Raw genomic sequence first — 15,770 nt, forward strand, 5'->3', positions numbered from 1 at the left:
CTCGCACGCGGTCACGGCGCCGCTGTCAGCGCCAGAACATGAACATGTACTGCCCGAGGACGGCGGTGTACCAGTCGCCACCGACGAGCCCGAACAGCGCTTCGGACACGCTGTGGAACACCGAGCCGACGGCGGGAATTCCGATCAGCACGGCGAAGAGCACCAGCGGGGCCCACGGCCGGGCCTTCGCCCCCATCTCCTGCCACTGGTACGGCAGGTAGGGCTCGATCGCGCCGTACCCGTCGAGTCCGGGGATCGGCAGGATGTTCAGCACGAAGGCCATCACCTGCAGCAGCGCCAGGTAGGACAGGGCCGCCGCGAGCCCCGGAGCGGGGTCGGTCAGCGCGACGACCCCGGCGAGCACGATGCCGATCGCGAGGTTTGCCAGCGGCCCGGCCAGGGAAACAGCTGACTCGGCGCGCTTTCCGCGCAGCGCGTGCCGGTTGATCCAGACCGCGCCGCCCGGCAGCGGAATCCCGCCGATCGCGAGGAAGAGCAAGGGAAGCAGCAGACTGAGCACTGGATCGGTGTAGCGGCGGGGATCCAGGGTCAGATAACCCTTCAGGGCGACCGAGTGGTCACCGCCCCGATAGGCGAAAAGCGCGTGCCCGAACTCGTGCAGGCACAAAGAGGCCGTCCACCCCCCAAGAACCGTGAGCACGATGCCGATGGTCATGACGACCTCGGAGTCCACAGTAGACAGGAAGCAGCCGACAGCAGTGATCGCCAGGATGAGCAGGAACAGGGGGCTCGGTCTTACCGCTTGTCGGATCACCGGACCAGTCTGCCCACGTCCGCACAGCGCTTTCCAGCCGCATGGGGGGTCCCCCGTCGTGTGTACTTGGCTTGACCCCCTTGCATCACGCGGGTGTAATCACATTGGTGTCATTCGCCGTGGCAGTGTGGGTAACGACAGTGTTGGAAGAGGCACTGGAAGGCGAATGGGTCCGCCAACCGGGGAGCGGAAGGCGAGGAGGCGGACGTGAAGAAGGACGAAGGGAGCCGTGTGGGCCAGCGGGGGGATGCCGCACCCACCGGGGTGGGCGTCATCGCTGAGCTGTTCGACACGGACGATGACGAGTTCGACTGGCAGGAGGAAGCGCTCTGCGCGCAAACGGATCCGGAGGCGTTCTTCCCCGAGAAGGGCGGCTCCACCCGTGAGGCCAAGCGCATCTGCGGCGGGTGTGCCGTCCGGTCCGAGTGCCTGGAGTACGCCCTCGCGCACGACGAGCGCTTCGGCATCTGGGGCGGTCTGTCCGAGCGCGAGCGCCGCAAGCTGAAGAAACGTCCCGACGACGTGATCACGTTGGACGGACTGACCGCCTGAGCGCGGAGCGTGACCGCGGTCGTCGTACCGTGACCCGGTAATCACCGGGTCACGTTCGGCGATCGGGAGGCCACGCGTTGGCAGCACTGGGACGACGCGCGACCCCGCGCGGCGGGAGTTCCACCACGCACGCGGATCGTTGGTGCCGGTGAACGCCGGGTTCCCCGGCGGCACACCGTTGCTGCGCACGGCACCCGTCCTCGCCGTTCTCGTCTGCCACGACGCCGACCCCTGGCTGGAGCAGGCGCTCGCCGCGCTGCGCGAGCTCACGGTGCGACCACGGCACATCCTCGCCGTGGACACCGGTTCCGTCGACTCCACCTCGGAGACGCTGCGCGCGGCGTGCACCGGGGTGGACAAGACCCTCGACGGAGTCCTCACCCTGCCCCGCGAGACCGGGTTCGGCGCCGCGGTCGAGGCCGCGGTGGCCAACGGCCTTCAGCGCTGGGGCGATCCCGGGCAGTGGATCTGGTTGCTGCACGACGACTGCGCGCCGGAACCGGACTGCCTGACCGCGCTGCTGACCGTAGCCGAGGTCTCACCCTCTGCCGCCGTGCTGGGACCGCTCTGTCTGGAGTGGACGGATCCGCGCCTGGTGGTGGAGGCGGGCGTCTCCACGGACTCCTCCGGGCACCGGCAGACCGGGATCGGGCCCAACGAGCTGGACTGGGGTCGCTACGGCGAGCCCGGGACGATCGGTGTCTGGATCGAGCAGAACACCGAGGCGCTCGCGGTGTCCTCGGCGGGAGCGCTGGTGCGCCGCGAGGTCTGGCAGAAGCTCCACGGGTACGACGAGGCGCTGCCGCTGTTCGGCGACGACATCGACTTCGGCTGGCGGGCGAACCTCTCCGGGTACGTGGTGGTCGTCGTTCCCGGGGCGCGGGTCCGGCACGCGTCGGCCGCGGCCAAGGGCGAGCGCTCGCTCGACGCGCTCGACGGGAACCCGGCGCTCTCGCGAGATTTCCTCGCGTTGAGGGCTCGGCGTGAGCACGGCCTGCGCACGGTCCTGGTCAACTGCTCCGCGCTGTCCTTCGTGCTCGGACTGCCCCGGCTGGCGGTCCTCGGGCTGCTGCGCGGAGCGGGATTCGCCTTGCTGCGGCGGTTTCCCGAGGCCCGCGCGGAGATCAGCGCGACGCTGCGGCTGCTCACCGGGCGCACGGGACTCCTTGCGGCGCGCCGTGATCGCAAGCTCTACCGCGATCCGGACGCGCGCGATGTCCGCGGACTGTTCACCTCCAGGCTGACCCGGCTGCGCAACACCGGTCGCGGTGGCCTGTCCCGGTTCCTGCGCAACCGGATGCGCGCGGACGCGGCGCTGGGCCGGTTGCCGGCCAAGGCCGACCGGTTGCCGACCTGGACCCCGCCAACGCAGGTCGGTCCGCCCGCGCTGCCCGCCGGAGCGCTGGGCCGTGGCAGCCGCCCGGTCCGCCAGACGGCGGGGCTGCGCCGCCCGGCCCGCGCCGTGGTGGTGGAGGTGCCCACCACAGCGCAGGCGAAACTCCGCCCGAGTCCCCGACCGCGCCCGTCGCCCGGCCCACGCACCCGGCCCGAGGCGCCCACGCCCGACCTCGTCGTGGTGGAGGTCGACCGCGCCCGCGTCCTCCGCGAGCTCCTGCTGTCCCCGCCGGTGGTGCTCGTCACAGCTTTGGCCCTGCTCGCCCTGGGAGTCCACGCCGCGCGTCTCGGCGGAGCCCTCTCCGGCGGGCACCTCCTGCCGCTCGCCGACCTCGCCGGGACCTGGTCGGAGTACTTGGCGTCGTGGCACGGAGTCGCCGGTGGCACAACGGCCTCGGCCACTCCGGCCCTCGCGGTCCTCGGTTCCCTCGGCGCGGTGCTCGGCGGTCCTCCGGTAGCCGCGGCGGTGCTGCTGCTGGGAGATCTGCCGCTGTCCGGCCTCACCGGTTACCTCGCGACCCGCCGCCTGCCGGTGCCCCGATGGGTCCGCGCGGTCGCCGCCGCGGGGTACGCGCTCCTGCCGGCCGCGACCGCCGCGACCGCACAGGGGCGGCTCGACGTCGTTGTGGTGCACGTGTTCCTGCCGCTCGTGCTCGCGGGAGTGGTCTCCGCGGTCAAACCCACCTCGGGCTCCTGGCTGTCGGCGGCGTCGGGCACCGCGCTCGGCCTCGCGGTGATCGGTGCGTTCTCCCCGCTGACCCACGTCCTGGTGCTGGTCGCGGCGGTGACCGCCTTCGTCATGGTCCCCGGCGAGCTCGGGCGCCGTGTCGCGCCGCTCGTCGCGATCGTGTTGCTGCCGTTGGGATTGCTGCTGCCTTGGCCGTCGGTTCTGTTGCAGCACCCCGAAGTCCTGGTTCCGGGTGCTGGCGCGCCGCCCGCGTCCGCGCTCTCCCTCGCGGCCCTGAACCCCGGCGGCCCCGGCGGGACACCGTGGGTGGGCTTCGCGGTCCTGGCCGCGGTCGCGCTCGCGGTGGCCCTGCGCCCGCGTCGTGAGGTCCTGCCGGGAGTCGGCCTCGTCGTGCTCGGCGGTCTCGCCGTCGTGGTGGTGCGCCTCGGTCCGTTCGGCGAGCCGGGGTGGGCGGGGGCGCCCCTGGTGCTCGTCGGTTGCGGCCTGCTGTGGATCGCGCTCGCGGCGGTGGCGTACGGAGATCGTCCGCTCACCCCGCAGCCCGTCCTGGCGTTCGCGGCGGCGGCCGCACTGCTCTGCCTGTCGGTGGGGGCGCTCGTGGTGGGACGCGACGGCCCGCTGCGGGTGGGGGAGGGCGCTCAGCTCGCGTCGGCCCCGGCCTACGACCTCGCGACGACCTCGGCGTGGTTGCTGGTCGTTTCCGAGGACCCGCAGTTGGTCATGGGCCGCCAGCCCCGCTTCGGCGACGACGCCCTCCGGGTGGGCGTGAACCGGGCCGCGTCGCTGGCAACGGACTTCGCCAGCCTCGACCAGCCGGTGGTGCGCGCGGTCGTCGCCCGTGCCGCGGCGGCCGGGGTCCTGTTCGTGGTCCTGCCCGACGACCAGACCGCCAACCGCGTCAAGGCGTTCGCGGGCGACCTCGTGACGAGCGCCCCGCCGCGCTCCGACGGCCGCCCGGTGCTCCGGCTGGTCCGGGCCCAGCCGCCCGCGGTGCTGCTACCCGCCGACCTCGGCGTGACGGCCCGCTCCGCGGCGGGCCCGCCCGCGGAGCTCGCCGGGGTGGCTCCGGTGCCCGGCGGGCCGCCCGCCGTGGCGGTGCGGGTCACCCGAGGTGCGGAGGCGCGGCTGCTGGTGCTCGCGGCGGCGGACGAACCGGGCTGGCGCGCCACCGTCGACGGTGAACCGGCGACCCTGACCAGGGCCTGGGGCAGCCAGGTCGCCCTCACCCTGCCCGGCCGCGCGGTCGAGGTCCGGGTGGAGGTGGCGAGCGGGCTCCGCGACGTCCTGCTCCTGGTCCAGGCATTCGCGGTGCTCTTCGCCCTGCTCACCGCCATCCCCGCCCGCCGCTGACCCCACCCCGCCCGCCGCCGGGAGGGCAAGGGGTGATCTTGGTCGCGTTTCGCCCTAGGCGGATGCCTAGTCGTCGTCAGTCGCCGTCGACGATGTCGGGGTCGAGGCCGAGGTAGCTCGCGACCTGCTCGACCAGCAGGTCGTGGACGAGGTCGGAGAGGTCCGCGCCGTCGCGCGCACGGGCTTCGAGCGGGCGGCGGTAGAGCACGATCCGGGCCCGGGTCGGCACCCCTCTGCTGTCCACCCCCGCGGGCACAAGGCGGGCCAGCGGGACGCTGCCGTCCTCCACGACGTCCTCGCCCCAGGACAGCTCGTCCGGGGCGGATCCCAGCACTTCGGGGACGTCGTCGACGGCCACGTCCAGCTCGGTCAGCTCGTTGCGCCAGCGGGCCTCGATCGGCTCAAGGGCCTCCAGCACCACCGCGTCGAACCGCTCCGAGCGGCTGCGCGCCGCGGGCAGGTTCGCCGGGTACAGCTGCCCCCGCAGTCCGCGACCGTGCCGGTCCCGCCTGCGCGGGTTCCTACGCTGTGCCCCGTGAGCCGTCACCACGGCCCGCAGAGTACGCCGGTCGGCCGCTACGCCGTGTGTCATCAGCGTGCCTGACGACGTCACGCCCCGCGAAGCGCTATCGTCCCCATCGTGCGCAGCGTGAGGCAATGCTCGCGGACCGGGTGTGTCAACCCGGCTGTTGCCACGCTCACCTATGCCTACACCGACTCCACCGCCGTGGTCGGGCCCCTCGCCACCTATGCCGAACCGCACAGCTACGACCTGTGTGAAGTGCACGCGATGCGGTTGACCGTCCCCCGCGGCTGGGAAGTCGTGCGGCACGAGGGTGAGTTCACCGTCCCGCAGCCCTCCGTCGACGATCTGACCGCGCTGGCCGAGGCCGTGCGCGAGGCGGGCAGGGCCGACCGCCCTGTCGAGCGCCCGGAGATCTCGGTGGGCACCGGACGCCGTGGCCACCTCCGGGTTCTCCCCGATCCCCATGACGAGCGGTAGGTCCTGACCCGAGTTGCCGGGGGAGCGTCAAGAGCTCGCCGGTAGGCTTCTGCCGTCAGTTCGACAGATCCTCCTCAGCCGATCAGTTGGAGATGGCGTGCGCGACCTGTCCGGCATCGTGAAGGCATACGACATCCGCGGGGTGGTGGGAGAGCAGATCGACACCGAGGTGGTCCGCGACCTCGGCGCTGCTTTCGCCCGGTTCGTCGGTGGACCCGCCGTGGTCATCGGCTATGACATGCGGGACTCCTCGCCCGCCCTGTCGGCCGCCTTCGCCGAGGGCGTGACCGGCCAGGGTGTCGACGTCGTCGACATCGGCCTGGCCAGCACCGACATGCTCTACTTCGCCTCCGGCAAGCTGGAGCTGCCCGGCGCGATGTTCACCGCGAGCCACAACCCCGCGAAGTACAACGGCATCAAGCTCTGCCGCGCGGGCGCCTCGCCGGTCGGCCAGGACAGCGGCCTGTCGGAGATCCGGCAGATGGTCGAGCACGGCGTCCCGGACTTCCTCGGCGCCAAGGGCAGCGTGTCCAAGCGCGACATGCTCGACGGCTACGCCGAGTACCTGCACACGCTGGTCGACCTCTCCACCAGCCGCCCGCTGAAGATCGTGGTGGACGCGGGCAACGGCATGGGCGGCTACACCGTGCCCCGGGTCTTCGACGGCCTGCCCTTCGACGTCGTGCCGATGTTCTTCGAGCTCGACGGCACCTTCCCGAACCACGAGGCCAACCCGCTGGACCCGAAGAACATCGTGGACCTGCAGGCCAAGGTGCGCGAGGTCGGCGCGGACGTGGGCGTGGCCTTCGACGGCGACGCCGACCGCTGCTTCGTCGTCGACGCCGACGGCGAGCCGGTCTCGCCGAGCGCGATCACCGCGCTGGTCGCCGTGCGCGAGCTGGCCAAGGACCCCGGCGGCACGATCATCCACAACCTGATCACCTCCAAGGGCGTCCCGGAGATCGTCACCGAGCACGGCGGCAAGGCCGTGCGCACCCGCGTCGGCCACTCGTTCATCAAGCAGACGATGGCCGAGACCGGCGCGATCTTCGGCGGCGAGCACTCCGCGCACTACTACTTCCGCGACTTCTGGCGGGCCGACTCCGGCATGCTGGCCGCGCTGCACGTGCTGGCCGCGCTGGGTGAGACCGACAAGCCGCTGTCGGATCTGATGGGCCAGTACTCCCGCTACTCGGCCTCCGGTGAGATCAACTCCACGGTGGCCGACCAGGCAGGCCGGATGGCCGCGGTCAAGGAGACCTTCTCCGGGGAGGGTGTGAGCGTCGACGAGCTCGACGGCCTGACCGTTGACCTCGGCGACGGCTCCTGGTTCAACCTGAGGGCGTCCAACACCGAGCCCCTGCTGCGCCTGAACATCGAGGCCCCGACCGACGAGGCCGTCGCCGAGCTGCGTGACCGCGTTCTCGCGATCGTCCGCGGCTGAGGCGGTGGGAGGAGAGACATGGCCGTTCAGCTCGACGCCCAGCTGCTGGAGATCCTCGCGTGCCCGTGCGAGGAGCACGGCGCGCTGGTCACCGGAACCCCGCAGGACGCGGACGCGGACTACCTGACCTGCACCGTGTGCGCCCGGCGCTACCCGGTGCGCGACGGCATCCCCGTGCTGTTGCTTGAGGAGGCCGAAGGCGGCCCCGGGGACACGGCGAAGGCGTGACGTTGTTGCTCGACGACACTCTGCTCGACGACCCGCGCCGGTTGCAGGACGCCGACGCGGGCGGGCTGCTCCGCGCCGCGGCCCTGGCGGGCGCCCAGGTGCGCTCGACGGCCGAGGCGGCCGAGGAGGGCGGCATCGGCCGCCTGATCGGCTCGGAGCGGCCGCGCGCGCTGGTGCTGCTCACCAGGCCGGGCGTGGGCCCGGCGGGCGCCCAGCTGCTCGCCGCCCTGCTCGGCCCGGCCTGCCCGGTGCCGGTGGTGCTCGCCGACGTGGTCCCCGGCTGGGTGGGCGCGCTCGACGTGGTGATCGCGCACACCGACGACCCCGGGGACGGGGTGCTCGCCGAGTCCGTGGAGCTGGCCACCAGGCGCGGCGCCCGCATGGTGATCACCGCCCCGGAGACCGGCCCGGTCGCCCAGGCCGCCGCAGGGCGGGCGCTGCTGCTGCCGCCGCGCGTCCCGGTGCCAGGCGGCCTCGGCTTCGCCAGGGTGCTCGCCGCAGGGCTGGTCACCCTCGCCTCGCTCGGGCTGCTGCGCACCGACCTCGGCGCGCTCGCCGACGAGCTCGACCGCGAGGCCGAGCGCGACCACCCGATGCACGAGTCCTTCGTCAACCCGGCGAAGTCGCTCGCGCTGCGGCTGGCCGACCGGACCCCGCTGCTGTGGGGGCTGGACCACGCGGCGACGGCGGTCGCGGCGCACGGCGCGCTGGCACTGGCCTCCTTCTCCGGCGTCGTCGCCGACGTCGCCGGGTACCCGCAGGCCGTGATCCGGCCCGCGCTGCACCGGGCCGCGATCAACGCGACCAGCCAGGCCGACATCTTCGCCGACCCCGACGACGACGAGGGCGTTCCGCCGAGGGTGCTGCTGCTGGCCGTGCGGCAGGGTCCGGTCGCCGACGCGGCGCGCCGGGCGGCGTCGGAGTCGCTGCGCGGGGCCGACGTGATCGCGCCCGCCGAGGAGATCGTCGGGGACGAGGCACTGCGCGCCGCGCTGCTCGCTGTGCGCTTCGACCTCGCCGCCCTCTACCTTGGACTGGCCGCCGGACGCCTCGGCGGACCCGGAATCGTGTCCCCGGTCGTGCTCTGAGAACCTGTTCTCGGCCCGGCCAGGGCTGGCCCGCCGCGCGCACGCGCGGACGAAGGCCGAGGTAGGGAGCGAGAGGAAGAGTGGATCTACTGCGCAACGCGGTGCGCCCCTATGCGTGGGGTTCGCGCACCGTGATCGCGGACCTCCTCGGTCGGCCGGTGCCCGCTCCGCACCCGGAGGCCGAGCTCTGGATGGGCGCCCACCCCGGCGACCCGTCCTGGCTGGTCGGCCCGGACGGCTCCGAGGTCTCGCTGCTGGAGGCCGTCAACGCCGACCCCACCGGGCAGCTCGGCGAGGCCTGCCTGAACCGCTGGCAGGGCAGGCTGCCGTTCCTGATGAAGGTGCTCGCGGCCGAGGAGCCGCTGAGCCTGCAGGCCCACCCGTCGGTCGAGCAGGCCGCCGAGGGCTTCGCCCGCGAGGAGCGGGCCGAGGTGCCCAGGGACGCGGCCAACCGCAACTACCCCGACCCGACCGCCAAGCCCGAGCTGGTGTGCGCGCTCTCGGAGTTCCACGCGCTCGCCGGGTTCCGCGAGGCCGCGCGCACCGTCGAGCTGCTGTCCGAGCTGGACGTGCCCGCGCTGCGCGGCCACGCCCAGCTGCTGGCCGCCGACCCGACCGAGAACGGGCTGCGGTTCCTGTTCACCACCTGGATCACGCTGCCGCAGACCGCGCTGGACGAGCTGCTGCCGCCGGTGCTGGACGCCTGCGTCCGGCACGTCCAGGAGCACGGCCCGTTCGCGCTGGAGTGCCGGACCATCCTGGAGCTCGGCGAGCGGCACCCCGGCGACGCGGGCGTGCTGGCCGCGCTGCTGATGAACCGGTTGGTGCTGCGGCCGGGCGAGGCGATCTACCTGCCGGCGGGCAACCTGCACGCCTACCTCCAGGGCAGTGCCGTGGAGATCCTGGCCAACTCCGACAACATCCTGCGCGGCGGGCTCACCCCGAAACACGTGGACGTGCCGGAGCTGCTGCGGGTGCTGGACTTCTCCTGCGGTGACATGCCGGTGCTGGCAGGCGAGCAGGTGCAGCCGCACCTGACGGTCTACCGCACCCCCGCGCCGGAGTTCGAGCTGTCGCGGCTGGACTGGCCCGCGGGCGCGCCGGACGGCGACGTGCCGCTGGCCGGTGACGGGCCGCAGATCCTGATCTGCGTCGAGGGCGCGGTGCGGCTGCACACCCACGACGGGGACGAGCTGCGGCTGGACCGGGGCGAGTCGGCGTGGCTGCCCGCCTCCGACGACAAGACCCACATCGGTCCGGCGGGTCCTGGCGCCGCCAGGGTCTTCCGCGCCACATCCGGGGAGCACTGACCCCGGCGGGCTCGGCATGCCCTAATGTCACCCCGGCAATTCGGACTCCATCTCAAATTCGGTCGCACTGAGGAGCGGAAGTGGCTGCTGGGGGCGGAACCAAGGCGATCGTCGCCGCACTGCTGGCCAACGCGGGCATCGCGGTCTCGAAGTTCGTCGGGTTCTTCATCACGGGTTCGTCGTCCATGCTGGCCGAGGCGGTGCACTCGGTCGCGGACACGTCCAACCAGGGCCTGCTGCTCGTCGGTCAGCGGACCGCCAAGCGCCGCCCGACGGAGGAGCACCCGTTCGGCTACGGCCGCGACCGGTACTTCTACTCCTTCGTGGTTGCGCTGCTGCTGTTCACCCTGGGCTCGGTGTTCGCGCTCTACGAGGGCATCCACAAGCTGGAGGCGCCGGAGGCGCTGAGCTCGCCGCTGGTCGCGGTGGTCATCCTGGTTGTCGCGATCATCCTGGAGAGCTTCAGCTTCGCCACCGCGATCAAGGAGTCCCGCGCGATCAAGGGCGACGCCACCTGGTGGGAGTTCATCCGCCGCGCCAAGACCCCCGAGCTGCCCGTCGTGCTGCTGGAGGACGCGGGCGCGCTGTTCGGCCTCGTCCTCGCACTCGGCGGTGTCGGGCTCACCTACGTCACCGGCGACCCGGTGTGGGACGCGATCGGCACCATCTGCATCGGTGTGCTGCTGGGCGTCATCGCGATCATCCTGATCGGCGAGACCAAGAGCCTGCTGATCGGCGAGGGCGCCAACCCCGACGTGCTGAACGTGGTCGTGCACGAGCTGCAGGCGGGCAAGGTCGACCGCGTGCTGCACATCCGCACCCAGTACATCGGCCCGGACGAGCTGCTGGTCGCCGCGAAGATCTCGCTGGTCGGCACCAAGGACATCGGCGACGTCGCGCAGGCGATCAACGACGCCGAGCACCGGGTGCGGGCCAAGGTCCCGGAGGCCCGGTTGATCTACCTGGAGCCGGACATCGACCGCGCCGACGCTTCGACCTCGGCCGGCAACTGATCTTTTCCCTAAGCCTTTCCTAAATCTCGCCGGGAAAGCGGCTGTGTGTCGGGCTACCTGGGTAGGGTGTGGCCCGCACAATCGCGGGGTCACCTGTCGAGGGGTGTCCGTGACTAAGGGTCAAGGAGGACCGGCGTGTCTGGTCTGTGGCGCAAGAAAACCATCGAACAGTCCATTGCGGACACCGATGAGCCGGAGACGCGGCTACGCAAGGATCTCAGCGCGTGGGACCTGACGGTCTTCGGTGTCGCGGTGGTCATCGGCGCGGGCATCTTCACCCTCGCCGCGAGCACCGCGGGCAACCTGGCCGGACCATCGGTCACGGTCTCGTTCGTGCTCGCCGCGATCGCCTGCGGCCTGGCGGCGGTCTGCTACGCGGAGTTCGCCTCCACGGTGCCGGTGGCCGGTAGCGCGTACACCTACTCGTACGCGACCTTCGGCGAGTTCATCGCGTGGATCCTGGGCTGGGACCTCATCCTGGAGTTCGCGCTCGCCGCCGCCGTCGTCGGCAAGGGCTGGTCGAGCTACCTGCAGACGGTGATGGGCGCCTTCGGGCTGCCGACGTCGACCTCGGTGCAGATCGCCGGCCTGACCTTCGACTGGGGCGCGGTGCTGATCGTGGTCGCGCTCAGCGTGCTGCTCGCCCTGGGCACCAAGATGTCCTCGCGGGTCAGCCAGGTGATCACCGCGATCAAGGTGATCGTGGTGCTGCTGGTGATCGTGGTCGGCATCGGCTACATCAACACCGCCAACTACTCTCCGTTCATCCCGCCGGCCGCCGAGGCCAGCGCCTCCGGTCACGCCGGTGGCCTTGAGCAGTCGCTGTTCTCGCTGATCTCCGGTGTGGAGACCTCCACCTTCGGCGTCTACGGCATGCTCGCGGGCGCGGCGCTGGTGTTCTTCGCCTTCATCGGCTTCGACATCGTGGCCACCACCGCGGAGGAGACCAAGAACCCGCAGCGCAACGTGCCGCGCGGCATCCTCGGTTCGCTGGCCATCGTCACCGTGCTCTACGTCGCGGTCTCGCTGGTGATCACCGGTATCCGGCCGTACACCGAGCTGAAGAACAAGATCGGCCCGGACGGCGAGGTGGTCCGCGCCAACCTGGCGACGGCCTTCTCCGACGCGGGCATCAACTGGCTGGGCATCAACTGGTCCACGATCATCGCGGTCGGTGCGCTCGCCGGTCTGACCACGGTCGTCATGGTGCTGCTGCTCGGCCAGAGCCGGGTGCTGTTCGCGATGTCCCGCGACGGCCTGATCCCGCGCGGCCTCGCCGTCACCGGCGACCGCGGCACCCCGGTGCGCGCCACCATCCTGGTCGGCATCGTGGTGGCCGTCGCGGCGGGCTTCTTCCCGACCGGAACCCTCGAAGAGATGGTCAACGTCGGAACGCTGTTCGCCTTCGTGCTGGTCTCCGCCGGTGTGATGGTGCTGCGCAAGACCCACCCGGAGCTGCCGCGCGGGTTCCGCGCGCCGATGGTCCCACTGGTGCCGATCCTGGCGATCCTGGCCTGCCTGTGGCTGATGCTGAACCTCACGGCGCTGACCTGGGTCCGGTTCCTGGTCTGGATGGCGCTCGGCGTCGTCGTGTACTTCGCCTACGGCGCCAGGCACTCCGTGCTGCGCTCCCGCGAGGTCCAGCTCGGCGAGGACAAGAGCAGGGCCGAGTCGAAGGACTGACTCACGGGACTGACGAACGACCGGCCGGGGCCGCCCACGTAATCTGCGTGGGCGGCCCCGGCCGTCTTGTTCATCGACCCCACGAGGAGCTCCGATGTTCGAATCCGTTCTCGTCGCCAACCGCGGTGAGATCGCCCGACGGGTCCTGCGCACCGCACGCAGGCTGGGCATCAGGACCATCGCCGTGCACTCCGAGGCCGACGCGAACCTGCCGTTCGTGCTGGAGGCCGACGAGGCCGTGCTGCTCGGCGCCGCCGCGCCCGCGGAGTCCTACCGCAACGCCGAGCGGGTGCTCGAAGCCGCGCTGAAGACCGGCGCGAAGGCGATCCACCCCGGCTACGGGTTCCTGTCGGAGAACACCGACTTCGCCCGCGCCGTGCAGGAGGCGGGCATCGCGTGGGTCGGCCCGGACAGCGCCGCCATCTCGGCCATGGGCGACAAGGTCGCCGCCCGCGCCGCCATGGCCGCGGCCGGTGTCCCGGTCGCCCCCGGCTCCGCGGACGCCGTGTCCACTGTGGATGACGCGGTCGCCGAGGCGGAGCGCGTCGGCTACCCGGTCATGATCAAGGCCTCCGCCGGCGGTGGCGGCATGGGCATGGCAACGGCCTCCGACGGTGACGCGCTGCGCACGGAGTTCGAGAAGGTCACCGCGTTCGCCGAGCGCACCTTCGGGGACGGCCGCGTCTTCGTCGAGCGCTTCTTCCCCAGCGTCCGGCACGTGGAGGTCCAGGTCCTCGGCCTGGCCGACGGGCGGGTCATCGCACTCGGCGAGCGGGACTGCTCGGTGCAGCGCCGCAACCAGAAGGTCGCCGAGGAGACCCCCTCGCCCGCGGTGGACGCTGAGCTGCGCGCCGCGATGTGCCGTGCCGCGGTGCTGGCCGCGGAGGCGGTGGGCTACCGCAACGCGGGCACCGTGGAGTTCCTGCTCGACCCGGCCACCAAGGAGTTCTTCTTCCTGGAGATGAACACCCGCCTCCAGGTGGAGCACCCGATCACCGAGGCGATCTTCGGCGTGGACCTGGTCGAGGAACAGCTGCGGGTGGCAGCTGGCCTGGAGCCGGGCTTCGACGTGGACGCACTCGCGGCCACCGGCCACGCGATCGAGCTGCGCGTCAACGCCGAGGACTCCAAGCGCTTCTTCCCCGGTCCCGGCGCGATCACCGAGTGGGTCGAGCCGACTGGCGAGGGCGTGCGCGTGGACTCCGGCTACGGCCCGGACACGGTGGTGACCCCGCACTACGACTCGCTGATGGCCAAGCTGATCATCACCGGCGCCGACCGCGCGGACGCGCTGGAGAAGGCCCGCAAGGCGGTCGAGGGCTTCACGATCACCGGCCCGAAGTCCAACCTGGCCTTCCACGCCGAGCTCCTGGAGAACCCCGAGTTCCTCAGCGGCGACTACGACACCGCGATCATCACCCGCATGCGCGCCAAGAAGAAGTGACCCCCCGCCATTCGCGGGCTTATGGACGTGCTGGAGGTCTCAAAAGCGTCCATAAGCCCGCGAATGGCCGTCAAGCGTCGAGGAGGGTCAGGTCGGCGGGGGAGAGGGTCAGGTGGACGGCGGCGGCTGAGGAGTGGATGGTCTCCGGGCGGGACGAGCCGGGGATCGGGATCACCCGGTCCGACTTGGCCAGCTCCCAGGCGATGCAGACCTGCTGCGGGCTGACGCCGTGCTCCTGGGCCACCTTCGCGAAGGCCGCGTGCTGCGAGCCGAGGTCCGCCGCGCCGCCCATGCCGCCGAGCGGGCTCCACGGCAGGAAGGCGATCCCGAGCTCGTCGCACAGCTCCAGCTCCGGCAGCGAGGAGCGGAAGCGCGGCGAGAACTCGTTCTGCACGCTGGCCAGCCGCCCGCCCAGGACGGCGTTCGCCGTGCGGATCTCCGCCGGGTTGAAGTTCGACACCCCGGCCATCCGGATCTTGCCATCGTCCAGCAGCTCCGCGAGCGCGCCGACCGACTCCTCGATCGGGACCTTCGGGTCCGGGCGGTGCAGCTGGTAGAGGCCGATCGCCTCGACACCGAGCCGCCGCAGTGAGCCCTCGCAGGCCCGCTTCAGGTACTCCGGCCTGCCGTCGAGGTCCCAGCCGTTGTCCGGGGTGCGGGTGTGCCCGCCCTTGGTGGCGACCAGGACGTCGTCGCGGCCCTTCACCGCCTCGGCGATCAGCTCCTCGTTGTGCCCGAAACCGCTTGTCTCCAACGAGTACGCGTCAGCGGTGTCGATGAAGGTGATCCCCGCGTCCAGCGCCGCGTGCACGGTGGCGATGGCCTGCTCGCGGCTGGGCATCGCCTTGCCGGACGGGGGCATCGACAGCGGCATGCCGCCGAGTCCGACAGCGGAGACGGAGACCGTGCCGATCTTGCGTTGCTGCAATGTCACTCCTTGTCCAGCGTGTTCAGGTCTTCCTCGGACAGCCGCAGCCGCATCGCGGCGGCCGAGTCGCGGATGGTCGATGGCCTGCGCGAACCGGGGATCGGGATCACCACGGGGGAGAGGGCCAGCTCCCAGGCGAGGCACACCTGCTGCGGGCTGACGCCGTGCCGCTCGCCGACCTCCGCGAACGCCCCGCCGAGCCGGTTCGCCGCGCCGACGCCGCCGAGCGGGCTGTAGGGCAGGAAGGCGATGCCGAGCCGCTCGCACAGCTCCAGCTCCGGCAAGGAGGTGCGCACGCGCGGGGAGAACTCGTTCTGCACGCTGGCCAGCCGTCCGCCGAGCGCCTCGTTGGCCTCGCGGATCTGGCTCGTGTCCACATTGGACATACCGACCATCCGGATCTTCCCGGCGTCCATCAGCTCGCCGAGCGCGCCGGCGGACTCGCTCAGCGGTACCGAGGGGTCCGGCGCGTGCAGCTGGTAGAGCCCGATCGCCTCGACGCCGAGCCGCCGCAGCGACGCGTCGCAGGCCCTGCGCAGGTACTCCGGCGACCCGTCGAGCCCCCACGAGCCGTGCTGGCGCGTGCACCCGGCCTTGCTCGCGACCAAGACGTCGTCGCGACCGCCCACGGCTTCGGCGACCAGCTCCTCGCCGTGGCCGAACTCCGTGTGGTCGGTGCAGTAGGCGTCGGCGGTGTCGATCAGGGTCACACCGGCTTCCAAGGCCGCGCGGATCGTCGCGATCGCCGCCGAGCGGCCGGGTCGCCCGGTGTCCGAGAGCGGCCACTCGCCGAGGCCGATCGCGCTCACCGCGAGCCCGCCGATTGATCGGGACACAGTTGCCATACGGCACAGCCTGAACCAGCTCAT

At 71.8% G+C, this 15,770-nt stretch carries 14 protein-coding genes; 10 read left to right on the forward strand and 4 right to left on the reverse strand.

Annotated features, from left to right (window positions below):
* Positions 1 to 25: 25 nt before the first annotated feature.
* Complete coding sequence (locus tag ACFFQA_RS12635; RefSeq protein WP_377851986.1) at positions 26 to 775, reverse strand: site-2 protease family protein; 750 nt, start codon at positions 773 to 775, stop codon at positions 26 to 28.
* 264 nt (positions 776 to 1,039) lie between these two features.
* On the opposite strand from ACFFQA_RS12635, the gene ACFFQA_RS12640 reads away from it, so the two are divergent.
* Together ACFFQA_RS12640 and ACFFQA_RS12645 are read left to right on the forward strand one after the other, a co-directional pair.
* On the forward strand, positions 1,040 to 1,327 hold the full coding sequence (locus tag ACFFQA_RS12640) for a WhiB family transcriptional regulator (RefSeq protein WP_377852270.1): 288 nt from the start codon (positions 1,040 to 1,042) through the stop codon (positions 1,325 to 1,327).
* A 148-nt stretch (positions 1,328 to 1,475) separates the two neighbouring features.
* Complete coding sequence (locus ACFFQA_RS12645) at positions 1,476 to 4,760, forward strand: glycosyltransferase (protein WP_377851987.1); 3,285 nt, start codon at positions 1,476 to 1,478, stop codon at positions 4,758 to 4,760.
* Between the two features lie 76 nt (positions 4,761 to 4,836).
* On the opposite strand, the gene ACFFQA_RS12650 is transcribed toward ACFFQA_RS12645, so the two are convergent.
* Positions 4,837 to 5,310, reverse strand: coding sequence for a metallopeptidase family protein (locus ACFFQA_RS12650; RefSeq protein ID WP_377851988.1), 474 nt, complete (start codon positions 5,308 to 5,310; stop codon positions 4,837 to 4,839).
* 99 nt (positions 5,311 to 5,409) lie between these two features.
* On the opposite strand from ACFFQA_RS12650, the gene ACFFQA_RS12655 reads away from it, so the two are divergent.
* The 8 genes from ACFFQA_RS12655 (at position 5,410) to ACFFQA_RS12690 (ending at position 13,973) form a co-directional block, all read left to right on the forward strand.
* Positions 5,410 to 5,763, forward strand: a complete 354-nt coding sequence (locus tag ACFFQA_RS12655) for a DUF3499 domain-containing protein (RefSeq protein ID WP_377852271.1) — start codon at positions 5,410 to 5,412, stop codon at positions 5,761 to 5,763.
* Positions 5,764 to 5,860: 97 nt separating this feature from the next.
* Positions 5,861 to 7,207, forward strand: a complete 1,347-nt coding sequence (locus ACFFQA_RS12660; protein WP_377851989.1) for a phosphomannomutase/phosphoglucomutase — start codon at positions 5,861 to 5,863, stop codon at positions 7,205 to 7,207.
* An 18-nt stretch (positions 7,208 to 7,225) separates the two neighbouring features.
* Positions 7,226 to 7,435 (forward strand): Trm112 family protein, encoded by a 210-nt coding sequence (locus tag ACFFQA_RS12665; RefSeq protein WP_377851990.1) that lies wholly within the window; start codon positions 7,226 to 7,228, stop codon positions 7,433 to 7,435.
* Between the two features lie 5 nt (positions 7,436 to 7,440).
* On the forward strand, positions 7,441 to 8,523 hold the full coding sequence (locus tag ACFFQA_RS12670; protein ID WP_377852272.1) for a hypothetical protein: 1,083 nt from the start codon (positions 7,441 to 7,443) through the stop codon (positions 8,521 to 8,523).
* Positions 8,524 to 8,603: 80 nt separating this feature from the next.
* Positions 8,604 to 9,833 (forward strand): mannose-6-phosphate isomerase, class I, encoded by a 1,230-nt coding sequence (gene manA, locus ACFFQA_RS12675; RefSeq protein ID WP_377851991.1) that lies wholly within the window; start codon positions 8,604 to 8,606, stop codon positions 9,831 to 9,833.
* Positions 9,834 to 9,913: 80 nt separating this feature from the next.
* Positions 9,914 to 10,846: a cation diffusion facilitator family transporter gene (locus ACFFQA_RS12680; RefSeq protein WP_377851992.1), complete on the forward strand. Its 933-nt coding sequence runs from the start codon at positions 9,914 to 9,916 to the stop codon at positions 10,844 to 10,846.
* Between the two features lie 135 nt (positions 10,847 to 10,981).
* A complete protein-coding gene (locus ACFFQA_RS12685) occupies positions 10,982 to 12,529 on the forward strand; it encodes an amino acid permease (protein WP_377851993.1) in 1,548 nt (515 codons plus the stop codon).
* A gap of 94 nt (positions 12,530 to 12,623) precedes the next feature.
* Positions 12,624 to 13,973, forward strand: a complete 1,350-nt coding sequence (locus tag ACFFQA_RS12690) for an acetyl-CoA carboxylase biotin carboxylase subunit (RefSeq protein ID WP_377851994.1) — start codon at positions 12,624 to 12,626, stop codon at positions 13,971 to 13,973.
* A gap of 70 nt (positions 13,974 to 14,043) precedes the next feature.
* On the opposite strand, the gene ACFFQA_RS12695 is transcribed toward ACFFQA_RS12690, so the two are convergent.
* A complete protein-coding gene (locus ACFFQA_RS12695) occupies positions 14,044 to 14,901 on the reverse strand; it encodes an aldo/keto reductase (RefSeq protein ID WP_377851995.1) in 858 nt (285 codons plus the stop codon).
* A 2-nt stretch (positions 14,902 to 14,903) separates the two neighbouring features.
* On the reverse strand, positions 14,904 to 15,746 hold the full coding sequence (locus tag ACFFQA_RS12700) for an aldo/keto reductase (RefSeq protein ID WP_377851996.1): 843 nt from the start codon (positions 15,744 to 15,746) through the stop codon (positions 14,904 to 14,906).
* Between the last annotated feature and the right edge of the window lie 24 nt (positions 15,747 to 15,770).

The organism is Allokutzneria oryzae, from assembly GCF_042429765.1.
GTDB classification, from domain to species: Bacteria; Actinomycetota; Actinomycetes; order Mycobacteriales; family Pseudonocardiaceae; genus Allokutzneria; species Allokutzneria oryzae.